The following is a 17,874-nucleotide window of genomic DNA, read 5'->3' as shown; positions in this document are numbered from 1 at the left end:
TAAAAATATTTTGGTCACCGGCTTTTTGTTCATTGGTTAAGCATCGTTGCGTCGCACACTTTTGCTGCAGGAAGAGAAGCTGCAGTGAAAAGGCAAAAGTGAAAAGTGAAGATGCACGTGCTTGACTTTTGACCTTTCACTTTTCACTTGATCAGAAATGTTCGGAACGATGAAGTGAGTGACACAACAGGCGATGCTATAAAAAACAAAGCTGGTATCATAAAAATGAATTGATCTTATACAAAGTTGTAATAAATAACTTTTATGAAAACGTTTTGCAGGATGATATTGATGCTATGCATTGCAATGCAAATGCAGACTGCCGCAGTGGCGCAGGATGTTGGTTTCTCACAGTTCTATGATCAGCCGCTTTTACGCAATCCTGCACTGGCTGGTATATTTACGGGCGATATACGATTTACGGCATCTTACAGGAACCAATGGCAAAGTGTTACCATACCATACAGAACTTTTGGCTTAAGCTCCGAAATAAAATTTCCGGTGCAGATCATGGGTCGTGATCTTACGCTTACAACCGGCCTTCAATTGTTAAGAGATGTGGCGGGGACATCAGAATTTAGTACCACGCAGGCCATGCCCGCACTTAATGTAAGTATTCCTGTTTCAGAAAATTCTTTTCTTTCTGTTGCATTCATGGGTGGTTTGATGCAGCAAAGATTTGATCCCTCCAAACTCGTGCTGAACGACCAGTTTGTTGCAAACAGTGATGGCAGTTTTTCTATACTTCCCTACAGCGGTCAGGTATTTAATAATACCAGTGTTAACTACTTTGACCTTTCCACAGGCATCTGCTACAGCACTTCTTTTAATGAGAATACAGACTTCTATTTTGGTGCTGGTTTGTTTCATATAACTAACCCTGAAGTTGGTTTCTTTGAAGACAAAAAAATTATGCTGAATAAAAAGCTTGCGTTTAATGTTGGCTTATCATCAAGAATTGATGACCGGAATGAAATTATTTTATATGGTGATTATTTTGGTCAGCATAAGAAAGATTTCAACTATGCAGGCGTAAGTTCTTTCCAGGCAGGCATTATGCTGGATCATGACCTTAGTGTTTTTGATGATGATGATAAAGGAATAACTGCTGGTTTATTATATCGTTTGGATGATGCGATCATTCCTGTGATACAATTGCAACTTGGAAAATTCACCATTGGCACAAGCTACGATATCAACATAAGTAAGCTTTCAGTTGCTTCGCAATCGAGGGGGGGATTTGAAGTAACCCTCTCTTTCAAAAGTTTATTTCAATACAGACAGGGAGATTTGAAAGGAGTTGTGTGCCCGCAATTTGGTGGCAGAAGGAGATAGCTTAAAGGCTTTGGCTGCATACCTGCAACATTGAGGTTGGCTTAAATAAATCTTTATTCAGCCCGGCAGGTAATTTTATTCCTGGTTTTGAAATATCATTGAATAAACTAAATTTAGAAAAAGTAATTACTATCAGGTTGCTCACAAATAAATAGAGACAATGAAAGGCAGCGAAAAAATTCTCGGCTATATTCAAAAAATAGTACCGCTTACGCAGGAAGAAGAAGAGCAATTTTATAATGCATTCAGGCCACTTCATGTAAAAAAAAGACAATTTATTATACAACCAAATTTTCCGGTCAGGCAGAGAAATTATGTAGTGGATGGCGCCTTTCGTGGTTACGTTATAGATGAGGCTGGTATCGATCACACCATTCAATTTGCGGTGGAAGACTGGTGGATATCTGATTACAACAGTTATATTTTTCAAAAACCGGCAACCATGTTCGTGGTAGCGCTGGAAGACAGTCTTGTTTTGGAACTCACGTATGAGAAAGAACAGGAACTAAAAAGATCGAATCATAAATTTGAAACATTCTTTCGTGTTATGGCAGAACGATCCGGTGCGTTTTTTCAGAAACGAATTATTTCTTCACTTACACTAAGCGCAGAACAACGCTATAATGAATTTCTTGCAACGTATCCATCAGTTGTACAACGGCTACCGCAATACGCCGTTGCATCTTATCTTGGCATGACCACAGAATTTCTTTCCAGGATCCGTAATAAAAAAACAAAGAAAAAAAGTTGAACTGGTTCAACTGTTTTTCTTAGCCTGGTTCATTGTAAAACTTTTATTTCTATGCCAGCTTTGTGTTCGAAAACAAAAAATATATGTCACAGAAATTAAAAAACAAAGTTGCAATTGTTACCGGCGGTAGCAGTGGCATTGGACTGGCAACAGCAAAATTATTTGCATTGGAGGGTGCAAAAGTTATTATTACAGGTCGTAATCAGCAAAACCTCGATCAGGCCTTAACAGAAATTGGTAATGCTGCTATTGCAGTAAAGGGAGACGTAGCCAATCTTGCCGATATTGATTCTCTTTACGCAACTATTCATGAAAAATTTGATAAGGCAGACGTTTTAGTTGTAAATGCCGCGGTATATGTGCTGGCACCATTGCCGGTCTTTACAGAAGCGATGTTCGATAAGGTAACCGATATCAATTTTAAAGGAGCATTTTTTACAGTGCAGAAAGCGTTGCCTTATCTTAATGATGGTGCTTCCATAATCCTGCTTTCTTCTACTGTTAATGAAAAGGGGTTTCCTAATCATGCAGCTTATGCTGCCTCAAAAGCAGCAGTGCGTTCGCTGGCAAGAAGTTTTTCTGCAGAGCTGCTTGATAGAAAGATACGCGTAAACGTAATTACACCGGGCCCTGTTGACACACCCATTTTTGATTCCATTACTGATACAAAAGAAGATGCAAAAGCTGTAGCTGCCAATATGGGAAATTTTACACCGGTGAAAAGAATTGGCAAACCTGAAGAAATAGCATCTGCTGCTTTATACCTTGCATCAGAAGATTCATCGTTTATGATAGGTGCAGAAATGTTACTGGATGGTGGTATCCGTTCACTTTAATTTTTCGGGTAAATCCCTTTCAGGTTTTTTGAAAGGGATTTCTCTTTGCAAAGTTCTTTTGCAGAAGCTCCGCCAAGAATGAATGTCCATCAATCCGGGGTTTCAGCAGATTATCAGTAAATTTTATTGTTATTACGCCAGCAGTAGTAATACTATTCATCTTCTCTTGTGTCACTCACTTGTGCGTTTTGTTCTATACTGAGCTTCAAAAGCCTTTATATTTAGATGCTACTTGCTTATACAGTTCATTTTTTATTGGTAAGTCAGTCTCAGCAGTGACACTGCTTGCCGCGGTAAGGAAAAATGAATAACAGCTTCTCCGTTTGCTGTATTAAGCCATTCAGGTGAATTGAGTAATTGCAACTGACCTGCCTGCTCTAATTGCTTGTATTGCTCATCTGTAATATTTTGTGGCGAGCCCATTTGCTTCCATGCTTCATAAGCATTGCTGTGATCTTTGTCTATGCGGTAATGCTGCAGCAATATTTTTTTGGCAGGAATATTTTTGATGGTGACAGTAACCGGCGATGCTTCATTCAAAACATCTGCATCATAATAATTCCACACCATGATGGCTGCCGTATTTTTATCAGCACCTGCCAATGCATGAATATCTGCACTGCTTCCATGCACACTGTTTTTAAGTATGCTGTCTAATGGAATTTGATTTGTGTTCTCAACAATTATTTTGTTGCCTTGCATTAATCCATACATGCGAAAAACATTGAGCACAGGTTTATCAATGCCATTCGTTGCAAGATCTCTGAATCCATCAAACCATTTTTGATTTTCAAATTCAAATGACCAGTTTGTAAGTCCCGCCAGGTTCACTTTATATCGTGCAGCAAGGTCATATATTCTTGCAAAAGAAGAAGCCGTATAACTTGAATATAAAGTACCATTGCGGTATGCATTTTCAGGATTGGTTGCCATACCACACGCTGCACAACCTTCAGGATCGCATTCTGTAATATAGATGGGGAGACGTTTGTAAGAAGATGCGTTTACTATTTCAAAACCTTTTGCAACATCATTTACTTGTGGCGACATGTTCATCTGCACATGACCATCTACAACCTTTGGGCTTCCCTTTGCATGAAAGCTGATAAAATCAAGTGGCGCACCTTTTTTTCCTGTTGCATAATTTTTTCCTTCAGCACAGTGCAGTAAAAAATCTTTTAACCATGCTGCAGCTTTATCCCATCCCGGACCTGTTGTTGCAGGACCGCCAACACGTGCAGCAGGCAATGCCCTTTTTACTGCATCTGCAGCATAATCATAGATCATAAAATATTCTTCTTCCGTGCCTTTCCAGTAACTGATATTCGGTTCGTTCCATACTTCCCACAACCAGGATTTTACTTCAGCTTCACCATAACGCAGAATAGAATGTTTCACCCACTGATATACCAGTTCACCCCATTTTTTATAATCGTTTGGCGGATATGCCCAGCCTGTATAAATACTGTCATATTTCACACCGGGCTTCCAGTAATGACGGTAAGGTTGCGGATGTGTTGACAATGCTTCGGGCATAAAACCAATCTCTGCAAGCGGTTTCATGCCGCGTTGAATATAAGTATCAAAGATGCTGTCAACAATATGCCAATCGTAAACAGGGTTTCCCTTTTCATCTTCTGTATATGCATTCGTTGAGCCCCATTTTAATGCAGCGGTTCCATCACCTGTGGTTAACAAATTGTGGCATCTTACATAAACAGGAACGGGGCTTAATGCAGCAATTTCACTCAACAGTTTTTTGCCGTCTTTCATGTATGTATAGTTAGGCTCATCATAACCGAAATGTGCCCATAAAGGTTGCAATGGTTTGCCTTGTTGTTTCAGATCAACTGTTATCTGCGCAGCAACTGTGTTGTATATAAATGTAGAAATTACAATTAATAAAAAGAGAGAAGAAAATTTCATTGGCACTATTTGAATTGAAAGTTATCATCCTTTCATTTTATAATCTTATTTTTTTAGCCGGTCTGTATTACTACTATTTGGCTTTACTTGCGTCGCATGCTTGCTAAGCACAAGTCACGCCTCATTTCTGCGCTGGTATGTTGTTTTTATATTAACATGCTGGTCTAAGAGGGGAAGAATATTTATGCTTTTATTTTTTTATGCCAGAAATAATAAGACAAGATGCCTGGTATTATCCATGCCAGCAGAGTAATCATCAGGGGGTCAAACTTACCTGAAGATGCAATGCCTGAATAAATAGCCCCGGCAAGATCAAAAAACAAACCCGCATAGGCCCACTCTTTTATCCTGTTGAGACCAGGTATTAGAATAACAATAACACCAAGCAATTTTGCAAAACTGATATATTGTATAAAATACACAGGATAACCAAGTCTATCATGTATCAATTGAATAGCCTGTTGTGTAGGCTGAAGGCCATCTACAGAAGAGAATATCATCAACGCTGCGAAAATAATAGTGCTAATCCAGTAAATGGTGTTGGTAGTTTTTGATGTCATAGGAATGGTTTATTTTCCTGAAATATTTTTTTGGGAATAAAAATAAGTTTTTCATTTTATTTTCATGTCGCAAATTTTTCTTGCCAGATTACGGCACAAGTCGCCCTGCTGCCAGGGTTTGGTTGCCTGCTTGCACCATTTGGTGGGTATCTTTATCTGCAGTATGAAATATATTCTTTAATGAATTTTCCTTTTTCAGCAACGTTTCCTTAAGGGCCTAGCTCATAGCCAGGAGACCTTGCGTATTATAAATACCAGATTATTGGATGCCTGTTAAAACACAGCTATAATACATTACGGTAAGCTATCCGCAACGGCCCATAACCTGCACTCAAAGCCACAATGGAGACCTTTCGTCGAAAGGATTTTTATTTATTGTTCGTACCCGCAGAATCTTTTCATGAAACTCTTCGAAGACTGAAAAATTGCACTTCATACAACAAAACCCGCAAACTACTCACCCTGGTGCCAGCTGATTGCTGCAAATAAGTTTATTTGCTGAATACCAGTTTTAAAAATTACCAGCATGAATAACGAACTCCTTGAATTAAAACTTCAGTTAAACAAACAAAAGAAGAAAATGCAACAGTTAACATTTTTGTTTTCTTCAGTGCTCTTATTATTTATCTCTTTCTTTATTTTTTCCTTCAAGGACAATGATGATAATAAAGTTTTACGTGCAAAAGGTTTGGTGATCGTTGATGAAAATGGTAAGGAACGCATCTTAATAGGCGCTCCGCTGCCTTATGCAAAAAACAGGATAAGAACTGACACAGCAAGGGTACGTGCATTATGGTCGAAAAAATTTCCTGATGCTGACCAGTACATGAAATGGTATAAAGATTATAACCATCAATCTGATGGAATACTGATCCTTGATGAGCAGGGATATGATAAGGTTTGTCTGGGAGATGGTGTTCCTGATGCAAATATTGGTCCGCGCATTGGTAAGCAATCCGGTTTGATCTTTTGCGATGATGAAGGATTTGAACGCGGAGGATTGGGTATTTTAAATGTTGGTGAAAAAACAAATCGTGTTGTGCTGGCACTTGACGGAGCTAATGGTATGGATGCAACCGGTATTTCGGTTTTGGAAGATGGCGAAACCGGGTTCTTCGCTTCCGGTCCAAAAGGTTACCATATGTTCATTGGTTCTGCCCCTGCAGAAAGCTATACACCTGAACCCTTTTTTGGTGTAATGATCAATCAAAAGAAAAACGCATTGTACCAATTAAATACAGCAACAGCAGATACAGTAAGAAAAGTAAAATAATTAGTGATCTTTCAAATTGTTTGCAGTTAATGTGTTAATGCCACCAGCTTTTTTATTTACCCGGCTGCAATACACATGGCATCTTTCGTTGTGTCACTCACTTGTACTTTCTACACTATGTTCAGCATGAAGAAGGTTGTACCCATTTCTAAGGCGAGTCTCATGTGTAGAGCATTGCGTGAAGCGGACTCGCCGTGTTGTTATAGTTAACTATACGGCGAGTGCCACAAAGCCTGCTCACACTGCTCTCAGACACTCGCCTGAGAAGCAAAATCGTTTGGAGACTCGCGGAGTAAGGAGAAAGTAATTAATGGAGCACGTATGCAGGGCAGATTTAACTGAAGGCGAGTGCAACAAAACCTTTGCAAAAAGCTGTCTGACACTTGCTTGAGAACTTGTGTGCGTGAGACTCGCGGAGAAAGGAGAGGATTAATAAAAAGAGCCGAATAAATTTCATTGCTGCTATTTGAGTTGAAAGTTATCATGCTTTCATTTTATAATTTTATTTTTTTATGATCCGGTCTGCATTACTACTATTTGGCTGTGATTGCGTCGCACTCTTCGAGGTTCTGTTCTATACTGTGCATCGTGTATTGGGCTTTTGAAGCTTCGAAGTTCAAATGCAACTAATTACTGAAGCTCAAGTATGCTGCTCGCTTAAGATTGAGGCAAAGCTTTTGAAGCGCAGGGATATTAAGCCTTGCTCAGCTAACCCGCACAGGAAGCTGAGCACGAACCCACACCTCATTCCTGCGCTAGCATGTTGTTTTTATATCGACATTCTTAGGACAACTGGGGCAAAGTCTTGGCTGCATACTTACTCATTTAATAACTTGCATACTTAGACTAGTTGGGGTAGCATTAAACAATTTTATGTATTTGGACTACTTGAGAAGGTAGACCAGTCAAAAGTATTTTCCTTAACTCTCTTATAATTATTATTTAAGTTTTCTTCCATTAGACAAAGTGCTGTTATCCTGCGTGATATATTGACGATCTCTCTTGCCTCTTCCTTCTTAAGTGGTCTTTTTATAATACTTTCCTCTCTATAAGAAAGCCATTTCTTTATAACTTGATAGCCTCCGATATGATAATTCCACACTTTTAGTGGTATATTTTTCCAGTACACATCAGCATTCAGAAAAACATCAATGGTAGTTTCTCCCAGTAATTTATGGATTAATTCTTCACTATAGCCAGTTGACTTGAAAGATGCATACTCATCTTTTGAAAAATTTCGTTCTTCATATTTGCCTTTACCAGGCATTACTCCTTGAACCGTTTTATTTCCCCAGTTTGCTACTATGGCTAAATTATCTAACGAAATTATAGATCCATCTTTTTTAGAAATTATTGCAATGTCTTTATATAATTGAAGAACATTAATCGTTACTCCTTCAATTTCAATTTCTGCGTTCATAAGACCGACAATCTGACTGCCTAATTGAGAAGAAGATTTAAAATCTTCTTTATTATTTGGTAAAGGAATTTTTGGAAAATCAATTGATAAATTAGTGGAATTTTCCTTGAGATATAATGGGCAAAAAAGAATAGAAAAGCAATGAAACAAAATCTCTTTAGATAATTCAACAAAATCTGATTTTTCATCGTACCCTATTGAACTTAAATATTTATATGTATTTACAGATAAATTTGGAATGAATAAATTCTTACCTGATTGAAAAAGATTTTTTTCAATTGACTCTTTAACCTTATAAGGTATAGCAATCGGATTTCTACTTATGGTTTGTTTATCAAATAAATATTTTGTGAATGCGGCTGGTATGCCTTCATTTTTTGATTGTGACTTAAATCTTGTTATCAAGAAAAAATTATCTTCTTCTATTTCATCAATTAGTTCAGGTCTAGGTCGATTCCAAAGTGGGGTAACATCTGAATAAAAAGCCCACACAGTGTCAAAAGGTCTAAGAAGATATTTTTTGATTGAATCTGAATTAAACTTTTCCTTCTTCAGTATTTTAGCTCTTGCATTTTCAGCAACAAATCCAGAGTAATTTTTTGTTAGCCCAACAAGAACAGTTTTTAGTTCTTTAATATTCTTATCAAGATCAAAATATAAATCCATTTTTGATCTAAGTTCCTCAAAGTCAAAATTCATTAAATCGCCACCTCTACATTCTTCAAGACCGACAAAAAATTTAAGAAAAATATGAGTTATTGAAACCCATTTCTGATAGTCGGCAAATGTATTTTCTTTGGGATATAAATTGTGCCAATTTTCTTTGGAAGTATAAAAAGTTGTATAGTTATTTAAATTTTGGCTAGCGATCAAATCCTTTAGTTTCTGTTTTCCCCAAAACTGTCTAAAATTGACTTTCGCAGATTTTTCTGTCAAATCAGACCTTTCTGTTTTTACTAATGTAGTGATAGTTGTACCAGTTCTAATTCCTGCTTTATTAAAAGAAGTTGAAAACACACTCGGGTCTGGTAATCCATCAGGAGTTGTTTTGCCCGTTTCACGACTGTCTCCATTCATACAATCGATCCAAATATTGTCAAAATTGGAAAGAAGGTGTTTTCGCATTACCACAAATGATGGGTCTCTTAAGTAAGAAAAGTTCGAAATAAAACTCACAATTCCCTTTCCAGTAACTTCCGCGACTCTTCTTTCAGACAATCTGAAAAATCGAACATATAGTTCATCTAAATTGAATTTTTTAATCCCCCATTCGCTAATTAATCCTTTCTTATACGGATCAACCAACCCTCCTTCTTCTTCTGGGCTTGCTCCAGCAAAAGCATTATACGGAGGGTTTCCCAAAATCACTAATATAGGTTTTTCTTGTTTTACAAATTCAGCAGCATCCTTTTCTTCTTGCATTTCAGGGTAAGCTATCAGTTGTTTATCTTTCTTTTTAGGAGCATTCCATCCTGTAAGTGAATTAGTGAGGTAAATTCCAACGCGGTCTGATTCTTCTATAAAATTAGCTCCTAAATTTTGGAGTAATAGTCCCAGTTGTAAATGAGCAATGACAAAAGGTGCAGGAAGAATTTCAAAACCAAAAATTCGGTTTCTTGCGGCTTCCTTTAAGTCTTCGCCTGAAAGTGCATCGGCGCCCTCTTCCTCATGTGTTTTATGAATCCTTTTTAGTACTTCTACTAAGTAAGCACCTGTACCACATGCTGGATCTAAAACAAACACATTATCATTAGCCAAACCTCTTTTTATATTAAGTTCTTTACGCAATATGAAGTCCACCTTTTCAACCATATAACTCACAACTTCATGGGGCGTATACCAAACTCCTAAATCCTTTCTCAATTCAGGATCAAAGGCTTCAAGAAATGGTTCATAGAAATAGAGGACTGCTTCGTTTTCTTTGAATCTCTCAAAAAACTCCAATCTTTCAATTCGATTAAGAGTATCAGTTGCCCAGTCAAGCACTTCAATAATTCCCAGGCGTCCTAATTGGCTTGGATTTGCAACTCGCTCAAATAAAGCTTTTATCATTGGCACCTTCAAATACCACCCTGCTAATCGCCAATCAAATTTTTTTGATTGCACAGTTTTATCTTTATTGAATAATATCCAAGCAGAAAAGACTCCATAGAATATCGTTTGAATTAATGTCGATTTAAAGAAATGGCTTCCTTTTTTTCCAGCAAAAGAAACACCTAATGTTTCTTCAAGAGCCTTTTTCACTTCATCCAAAGCAGGCAATTCCAATTGTTCTATTCTAGTTTTTGCGTCCCGAGCATACGATGCTAAAAACCAAGCTACGTCTTTTGGCTCAAGTAATGGAGCCGTATGAAGCATTACCCGTAAAAGAAATTGTTTTAAACTTTCGCCATGAATAGAGTCAATATTTTTTGGATTTGAAGCTAGCTCCCAAAATTCCTTTTCACTTCCTGAAAGGCTATATTTTTCCAGAAATTTAACTTCTTTATTTTCATCTAATACTACCAATAAAAATTGGTAGTAGTTTGTAACTAATACCTGCCCATATCCTTTAAGATATTTTTTAATTTGATCAGACTTAGCAATTTCATCAACATCATCAGACGTACCTTTTATTTCTATCACTCCTCTAGATGGCGGTGTCCCGAGGAAATCATTAATTCTATCCTGATCTTTTAAAAATTGATCTTTTGTAAATAGTCCTCCATCCGGAATACCCGAGCCAGTATTTTTTGTGTTAATTATTGCTCTAATAGTAGGTTTAAGAGAAGAACCTATTTCATTCAAAAAGCTTTCAAGTGAGCCATAATAAGAGGTTTCTTTTACAGCCATCCCAGATCGCTTGATCGTTACTAAATTATGAATGTACTTCTCAAGAAAATTCATTTAGTTATTTTATAATGTCAATACACGCTAGATACAAAAATATGCTGCTAAAAATATGAAACATTTTTACTCTTTGTTCTAAATCATTTTCGTTTCGATATAATCAATTTAAAATAATCCGCCTTAATCATTTTGCCCATTTTAGTTTCTACAGTACAAGTGTGCGACGCAACCACAGCTTAATAGCAGCACTACAGCTTAGTACATAAAATTCTTACACATTTCCCTTCTTCATTTCCTTCACTGCATAATCACAAGCTCTTGCAGTAAGCGCCATATAAGTAAGCGATGGGTTTACACAGTTGCTGCTTGCCATGCAACTGCCATCGGTAATAAATACATTGGACACTTCGTGCATTTGGTTGAATGCATTAAGCACAGATGTTTTGGGGTCTTTGCCCATGCGTGCAATACCCATTTCGTGGTTGGCATTGCCGGGAAAAGAAATGCTGCCGCTAACCTTTACATCTTTATAGCCTGCAGCAGTTAATATTTCTTTGCCTGTTTCAGCAATGTCTTTGTGCATGGCTTTTTCATTATCGCGGAAGTTGCAGTCGATGGTAATGGTTGGTCTGCCCCATGGATCTTTTTTATCGTGGTTGAGTGTAACGCGGTTATCTGCATAAGGCAATGTTTCGCCAAATGCATAAATGCTGAAACTCCATGCACCGGGCTCTGTAAGCGCATCTTTAAGATCCGCACCAATTGTGGCATCGTGCGATTGACGACCACGATAGGCACCACCTGCAAAATGATAACCACGCAGAAAATCCGGAGAAGGTTCGTGTATATTTTTAAATCGCGGAATATAAATGCCCGTAGGTCTGCGACCATAATAATAACCATCTTCAAAACCATCTACACTTGCAGAGATAGAAAGCCCTTTATGATGATCCATCAGGTTGCGGCCCACCTGGTCGCTGCCATTACCAAGTCCGTTTGGAAACCGGTTTGATGTGGAGTTCAATAAAATAAATGCAGTAGCTACCGTTGCTGCATTTAAGAAAATAATGTTTGCATAAAACTCTTCTGTTTGTTTTGTTTCGGTATCGAGTATTTCAACACCAATGGCTTTTTGTTGTTGTTCATCATACAAAACTTTGTTGACCAAACTATGCGGACGCACAGTAAGATTACCTGTTGCATATGCTGCAGGCATGGTGCTTGCATTGGTGCTGAAGTATGCACCAAACGGGCAACCCCTGTGACAAAGATCTCTTGCCTGGCAGTGTCCCCTACCCTGCACAGGTTTCGTAAGATTGGCTGTGCGACCAATGATAACTTTTCTATCGTTATAAACAGATTCAATTTTTTGTTTGAAAGATTTCTCCACGCAATTCATTTCGAATGGTGGCTGAAATTTTCCATCGGGCAACTGCGGTATGTGCTCAACAGAACCACTTACACCAATAAAACTTTCTACATAATCATACCACGGCGCAAGATCTTTATAACGTATGGGCCAATCCACACCATGACCATCTTTTAAGTTGGCTTCAAAATCAAGATCGCTCCAGCGGTAACAGGCTCTTGCCCACAACAGCGAACGACCGCCTACAATATCTCCACGAATCCAATCGAAGCGTTTTGTTTCATCGTATGGATTTTCTTTATCGTTGATGTAAAAATGTTTATTGTCTTCTTTGTAAGAATAATGCCGGCTTTGCACATAGCAGCGTTCCTTGTCTTCTTTGGTTAAGTGCAAATGATGCTCAAACTCCCACGGGGCTTTGGTTGCAGTCGGGTAATCTTTTATATGCTCCACATTTCTTCCCCGTTCAAGCATTAATACTTTCAAACCTTTTTCGCAAAGTTCTTTTGCAGCCCATCCGCCGGTAATGCCGCTGCCTACAATGATGGCGTCGTACGTGTTTTGTTTTTTCGCTTTGTTGTTGAGATGGAGTGTATCGCCTGGCATCTGTCTTTTATTTGAAAATGAGTTTTAAAATTAGGGGAAAATATTTTTATGTACTTAGCAGTTGTGGCACTATTAAGCTTTGTTGTGTCACTCACTTGTGCGTTTGGTTGTTTGCGCGGCAGAGAACAATGTTTGCAAGTGCGCATGATTTTGCTTTATAAGATGCGAAGATCAGATTGGCTATTGCATTTCTTTGCTCCCCTTTAGGGGATGGGGGGCTTTTCTTTCTTTTACTTTTTGTCTTGACACAAAAAGTAACCAAAAAGTCAAGAACGGATGATATACAGCCCATCCGTTCATTCGCCCTGAGTTAGCTGTGGTGCTACTGTGGCTTGTGCTTTTGTGGTTGCATGGGCATGGATTATTGTTTGCAAGTGTGTAAATAATTTGAACTGAAGTAAAAGTGCGAAGATTGAATTATGGAAACGGCATCAGGAAAATGGCGTTACGAAATAATTTTAGCTTTTTCTCTGGAACCTTATCTTTTAGTTCCTTTAAATCAAGGTAAAAGAACAAAAAAATAATATTTTTTTATCCTTATTTAAGTATAAAGTTTATTATTCGTATCACATCTGACAATTATGCACTACTGTGCGTATTTCAATTTTAGAAGATATGAAATTCATTCTAGCTTGCATTCAGTTCATTGATTTCTGATGCTTTCTTTTGTTCAACTCAGTAATTAAAGTGTATTCAGTTACACATTCGAAACGCCCCTCCGCTGCGCGGAGCGTCGGGAAATTAGAAATGCCAGGGTAAAATTAAAGACGCAAATCATTATGAGTATTGAAAGTTTTGGTGGTGCGCGGGGAGTAAGTCTCTCCCACTAAAATTTTCAAATATGAATAAAGGAAATGTCGACAACACACCGACAAACATCAGAATTGAATTAACATTCAATTGCAAATTGTCTTTAACTGAACATGGCAATTTCTATGAAAAAGAGAGATGCTCCAGAAAAGGAAAAAAGCCAAAAAATGTTTTTTGCAAAATTTATTGGCTAGGTTTTCTTAAGCCTGAGTTTATTCTTAAGGTCGTGGAAGTTATCAAAACCATGTTCTAATCCTGGTTTTTTTATGATCAAAAGTTTACCAAATCTATATTCGTTCTTACACTTAACTCGGGCAGAGTTAAATGTTATACTTGATGATATAGGTAAATATTATAAGCCCGTTACTATACCCAAAAGAAAATTCGGGGAAGACCAAATAGACAACAAAGGAAATATAAGATACAGGGAATTACTCGTGCCTAAAGGATCTTTAAAAATTGCTCAACAAAGAATAAATGATCTTTTACAGAACATACCTGTACCTGATTATATGTATGGTTCAATTCCTGGAAAAAACCATATCCTCAATGCACAAAACCACTTAACTCAAAAATTTTTTCTAACTATAGACTTAAAGAAATTTTTTTCCAACATTACTCATTATCAGGTGCATCAAATGTTGCATAATAACGGATTCTCATATTCTACTTCACATATACTAACAAAACTTACGACCTTTCAAAAATCACTTCCCCAAGGTGCGCCATCTTCCCCAGTTATCGCAAATCTTGTTTTCCTAAATACTGCCAAACGACTTTTTGAATTTGGTAAAAGTCATGAAATCACCTACACCAATTATCTAGATGATCAAAGTTTTTCTTCACAATACAGCTTTAAGCATTTAGTACCTAAAATTCTAGAAGCAATAAGAGAAGGCGAATTCTTTCCATCACACAATAAGATACACTATAGAACTCGTAGTTGCGAAATAACGGGTCTCATAGTTAAGGGTCACTTACTGAATCTGATACCAAAAATGAAAAAGAAAGTCGAAACAAATAATTTTGTAAAAGCGTATGCTAAGCAAATTCAACATGCCAATATCCGGTTCAGGAGTTCAACAGTGCTTGGTCATTTCTAACAATTCTGCAATACTTTTTACTATTAGATCAATTTGCCTAGTCAAAAAGAACAAAAGAGATAAGTTTTTTCTTTATTTCCTCTTGAAAAAAAGTAACAAAAGTTCAAGCATGGAAAAAAGATACAACACATCCGTGCACACGCATTGATTGAGCCTTGGTACTACTGTTGCTTGGGCTTTTGTAGTTGGATGAACATGGTTCATATTTGCAAGTACATTGATGTGTTGTCTTGGTAAATGCGAAGATTGAGTTATATAACGGCATCAGAGAAAAAGCGTTAAGAAATTTGTTGAGTGAAGCGTAAACAGCGAAGATTTTCAGTTTTATTCTAAAGCCTTTCATAAGTCTTTACTGAAAAATATTCAACAGCATAATAGTAAGCTTCTTCGCTGTAGCGTAACGAAATAAATTTTAGCTTTTTCTCTGGAGCCTTGATCTTTTGGTTCTTTTGCATCAAGGCAAAAGAACATAAGAAATAAATTTCTTCTCTTTACTTTTTCTCTTGAAAGAAAGAGGCAACCGTAATGGGAGGTTGCGAAAAAAAGTTCAAGAACGAATGATATACAGCACATTCGTTCGTTGTTCCTTGATTTGACTGCATTGCTACTGTGACTTGTGCTTTTGTGGTTGCATGAGCATCAATTAGTTTTTGCAAGTGCCTAAATAATTTAAAGTGAATTAAAAAAGTGCGATGATTGAATTATGGAAATGGCATCAGAAAAATGGCGTTAAGAAAAAGATGGAATGAAGCGTTAAGCAACGAAAGCTGCATGGCTCTTCGTAAAAGTATTTAACACAGCTTTGCTTAATTGATAACAAAATGCTTGGCTTTAAACTCTTTCGTTGTAGTGTAATGAAATCTTTTTTAGCCATTTTTCTGGAGCCTTGACTTTTTTTGTTACTTTTTTGTGTCAAGACAAAAAAGTAAATAACAACTTGCATTATTTTCACCGAATGGCGGTTACACATCCATATATCAAACAATTATTGCAGTGTATAGACCTTGAAGAAAAAGAACAGGTAAAACAATACAGTCTTGACCAGGTGCATACACTGAAGTCATTAAAGGCAGAAGGTCTGGCACTGCACCCAATTACTGTTACAAGAAAGAATTTTGGCTATGCAGATTATCCTGAGATAAGTTTTAAACTCAACTTTCCCACAGAAACAAACCAGTTCAAAGATGGCGCAGCCATTGAATGTTTTATTAGTGGTGAAGAACCAATAAAAGGATTATTATTAAATCTTGATGGTAAGAATGGAGAGTTCAGGTTGTTTGCGCCTGACTTCCCTGACTGGATAGAAGATAATGGTGTAGGTATAAAACTGGCACCTGACCAGCGTACTACTACTATCATGAAAACTGTGCTGAACAATCTTGAAAACAATAAGCACTTGTTTGCATTGTTCCAGGAACTACACGATGGCAGGTCGAAAGAACGAAGTATATCAACTGTAAGAACTGAACTTATTGATTTTCGTAACAAGCGTTTAAATAAAAGTCAGCAGCAAGCTGTTACTGCCATACTGCAAAATGAAGAGATGATAATTGTACATGGTCCGCCGGGCACAGGTAAAACCACTACACTTATTGAAGCCATCATACAGCTGATAAAGAAAGGAGAAAAAGTTTTGGTATCTGCACCAAGCAATACGGCAGTGGATAATATTGCCAAAGGGTTGATCGCACAAGGTGTGAAGATTGTAAGAGTAGGTAATACGAGTAAAGTTGATGAAACCATTTTTCCATATACAGCAGAAGGAAGATTGGCTAACAGCAAACAACAGAAAGAAATAAAGCAATTAAAAATAAGAGCAGAAGAATTCAGGAAGATGGCGCTGAAATATAAACGCAGCTTTGGCAAGGCGGAAAGAGAGCAACGCAACCTTTTATTTAGGGAAGTAAAGAATACGAGAACAGAAATGAAAAAATTGCAGTCATACAACGAAGAAAAATTATATGCAGAAGCTGACGTAATACTCGGTACGCCGATAGGTTTGTATGATGCAAAGATCAATCATATTAAATTTCAAACATTAGTAATTGATGAAGCAGGGCAATGTATTGAGCCATTGGCATGGTGCATATTTCCATTAGCAGAAAAGTATGTGCTTGCAGGTGATCATTTACAATTACCACCAACCGTATTAAGTGATGAAGCCGCAAGATCAGGGCTTAATAAATCTATTTTAGAAATAAGTATTGCGGGCATAAATAACATTCACTTGTTAAATACGCAATATAGAATGCGGCAAGCGATAGCAGGATTTTCAGGTAATTATTTTTACAATGGATTGTTGCTAACGGCTGCGCATTTAAGCAACATTGCTGATCATATTTATTTTATAGATACTGCAGGCTCCGGGTTTAATGAAGCGCATGGCAGCGATGGTGTAAGTTTGCAAAACGAAGGCGAGCTACGTATTGCACAAAAGCTTATCGAGACAGAGCATCTTGACGTAATGCAAACAGCTTTTATTTCTCCTTATTCGGGGCAGGTTGTTTTAGCAAAAGAAATGTTGCCCGCAACGATGCGTATTAGTACTATTGACAGTTTCCAGGGACAGGAAAAACAAACAGTAATACTTTCTTTGGTACGTAGTAATGATGATAGCGTGATTGGATTTTTAAAAGACTATCGCAGAATGAATGTTGCTATAACAAGAGCCAAAGAGAAACTTTTTGTAATTGGCGATAGCGCTACTATTGGCGCTGATCTTTTTTACAATTCATTCCTTTCTTATGTTGAGCAATATGGTATATACAAAACTGTATGGGAGTTTGAGTTGTGAGACCGTATTGTTATTAATTTTCTCCTTGACGCAAAAAAAAGCTTGCATCAGGGCAAAAGAACATTGGAGATAAATTTCTTTCTTTTACTTTTTGTCTTGACACAAAAAGTAACCAAAAAGTCAAGAACGGATGATTACAACACATCCGTTCGTTGTGCCTTGATGTGGCTTATGCTTTTGTAGTTGCATAGGCAAGGATTAGGAATTGCAAGAGCGTAAGAAGCATTTTCTTGTTATATGCGAAAGTTGAATCCTGAAAAAA

General features: G+C 37.3%; 10 protein-coding genes. 6 read left to right on the top strand and 4 right to left on the bottom strand.

Annotated features, from left to right (window positions below):
* The first annotated feature begins 264 nt into the window (after positions 1-264).
* The 3 genes from FRZ67_RS20805 to FRZ67_RS20795 all read left to right on the top strand — a co-directional run bounded on the left by FRZ67_RS20805 (position 265) and on the right by FRZ67_RS20795 (position 2,922).
* Positions 265-1,335, top strand: a complete 1,071-nt coding sequence (locus tag FRZ67_RS20805; protein WP_147192498.1) for a PorP/SprF family type IX secretion system membrane protein — start codon at positions 265-267, stop codon at positions 1,333-1,335.
* 160 nt (positions 1,336-1,495) lie between these two features.
* Positions 1,496-2,086, top strand: a complete 591-nt coding sequence (locus FRZ67_RS20800) for a Crp/Fnr family transcriptional regulator (protein WP_147192497.1) — start codon at positions 1,496-1,498, stop codon at positions 2,084-2,086.
* An 83-nt stretch (positions 2,087-2,169) separates the two neighbouring features.
* Positions 2,170-2,922, top strand: coding sequence for an SDR family oxidoreductase (locus FRZ67_RS20795; RefSeq protein ID WP_147192496.1), 753 nt, complete (start codon positions 2,170-2,172; stop codon positions 2,920-2,922).
* A 252-nt stretch (positions 2,923-3,174) separates the two neighbouring features.
* Here FRZ67_RS20795 and FRZ67_RS20790 read toward each other — a convergent pair whose 3' ends face one another.
* Positions 3,175-4,848 carry a GH39 family glycosyl hydrolase gene (locus tag FRZ67_RS20790; RefSeq protein ID WP_147192495.1) on the bottom strand — a complete coding sequence of 558 codons (1,674 nt, stop codon included), beginning with the start codon at positions 4,846-4,848 and terminating at the stop codon, positions 3,175-3,177.
* A 182-nt stretch (positions 4,849-5,030) separates the two neighbouring features.
* Positions 5,031-5,408, bottom strand: a complete 378-nt coding sequence (locus tag FRZ67_RS20785) for a DoxX family protein (RefSeq protein WP_147192494.1) — start codon at positions 5,406-5,408, stop codon at positions 5,031-5,033.
* Between the two features lie 526 nt (positions 5,409-5,934).
* On the opposite strand from FRZ67_RS20785, the gene FRZ67_RS20780 reads away from it, so the two are divergent.
* Complete coding sequence (locus tag FRZ67_RS20780; RefSeq protein ID WP_147192493.1) at positions 5,935-6,681, top strand: hypothetical protein; 747 nt, start codon at positions 5,935-5,937, stop codon at positions 6,679-6,681.
* An 871-nt stretch (positions 6,682-7,552) separates the two neighbouring features.
* Here the strand turns inward: FRZ67_RS20780 and FRZ67_RS20775 are convergent.
* Both FRZ67_RS20775 and FRZ67_RS20770 read right to left on the bottom strand, forming a co-directional pair.
* Positions 7,553-10,987 (bottom strand): type ISP restriction/modification enzyme, encoded by a 3,435-nt coding sequence (locus tag FRZ67_RS20775; protein WP_147192492.1) that lies wholly within the window; start codon positions 10,985-10,987, stop codon positions 7,553-7,555.
* A 214-nt stretch (positions 10,988-11,201) separates the two neighbouring features.
* Complete coding sequence (locus tag FRZ67_RS20770) at positions 11,202-12,905, bottom strand: GMC oxidoreductase (protein WP_147192491.1); 1,704 nt, start codon at positions 12,903-12,905, stop codon at positions 11,202-11,204.
* 1,076 nt (positions 12,906-13,981) lie between these two features.
* On the opposite strand from FRZ67_RS20770, the gene FRZ67_RS20765 reads away from it, so the two are divergent.
* Both FRZ67_RS20765 and FRZ67_RS20760 read left to right on the top strand, forming a co-directional pair.
* Positions 13,982-14,818, top strand: coding sequence for a reverse transcriptase family protein (locus FRZ67_RS20765; RefSeq protein WP_147192490.1), 837 nt, complete (start codon positions 13,982-13,984; stop codon positions 14,816-14,818).
* A gap of 955 nt (positions 14,819-15,773) precedes the next feature.
* Positions 15,774-17,612 (top strand): AAA domain-containing protein, encoded by a 1,839-nt coding sequence (locus tag FRZ67_RS20760; protein WP_147192489.1) that lies wholly within the window; start codon positions 15,774-15,776, stop codon positions 17,610-17,612.
* Positions 17,613-17,874 lie beyond the last annotated feature (262 nt).

It is taken from the genome of Panacibacter ginsenosidivorans, assembly GCF_007971225.1.
GTDB lineage: Bacteria > Bacteroidota > Bacteroidia > Chitinophagales > Chitinophagaceae > Panacibacter > Panacibacter ginsenosidivorans.
The sequence above is the reverse complement of the archived record's forward strand: the minus strand, read 5'-3'. Positions and strand labels throughout refer to the sequence as shown.

Bases quoted from the DNA above. Each gene is read 5' to 3' on its own strand.
- FRZ67_RS20790 (WP_147192495.1), bottom strand. From the start codon at position 4,848: ATGAAATTTTCTTCTCTCTTTTTATTAATTGTAATTTCTACATTTATA.
- FRZ67_RS20780 (WP_147192493.1), top strand. From the start codon at position 5,935: ATGAATAACGAACTCCTTGAATTAAAACTTCAGTTAAACAAACAAAAG.
- FRZ67_RS20765 (WP_147192490.1), top strand. From the start codon at position 13,982: ATGATCAAAAGTTTACCAAATCTATATTCGTTCTTACACTTAACTCGG.
- FRZ67_RS20805 (WP_147192498.1), top strand. From the start codon at position 265: ATGAAAACGTTTTGCAGGATGATATTGATGCTATGCATTGCAATGCAA.
- FRZ67_RS20775 (WP_147192492.1), bottom strand. From the start codon at position 10,987: ATGAATTTTCTTGAGAAGTACATTCATAATTTAGTAACGATCAAGCGA.
- FRZ67_RS20800 (WP_147192497.1), top strand. From the start codon at position 1,496: ATGAAAGGCAGCGAAAAAATTCTCGGCTATATTCAAAAAATAGTACCG.
- FRZ67_RS20770 (WP_147192491.1), bottom strand. From the start codon at position 12,905: ATGCCAGGCGATACACTCCATCTCAACAACAAAGCGAAAAAACAAAAC.
- FRZ67_RS20795 (WP_147192496.1), top strand. From the start codon at position 2,170: ATGTCACAGAAATTAAAAAACAAAGTTGCAATTGTTACCGGCGGTAGC.
- FRZ67_RS20785 (WP_147192494.1), bottom strand. From the start codon at position 5,408: ATGACATCAAAAACTACCAACACCATTTACTGGATTAGCACTATTATT.
- FRZ67_RS20760 (WP_147192489.1), top strand. From the start codon at position 15,774: ATGGCGGTTACACATCCATATATCAAACAATTATTGCAGTGTATAGAC.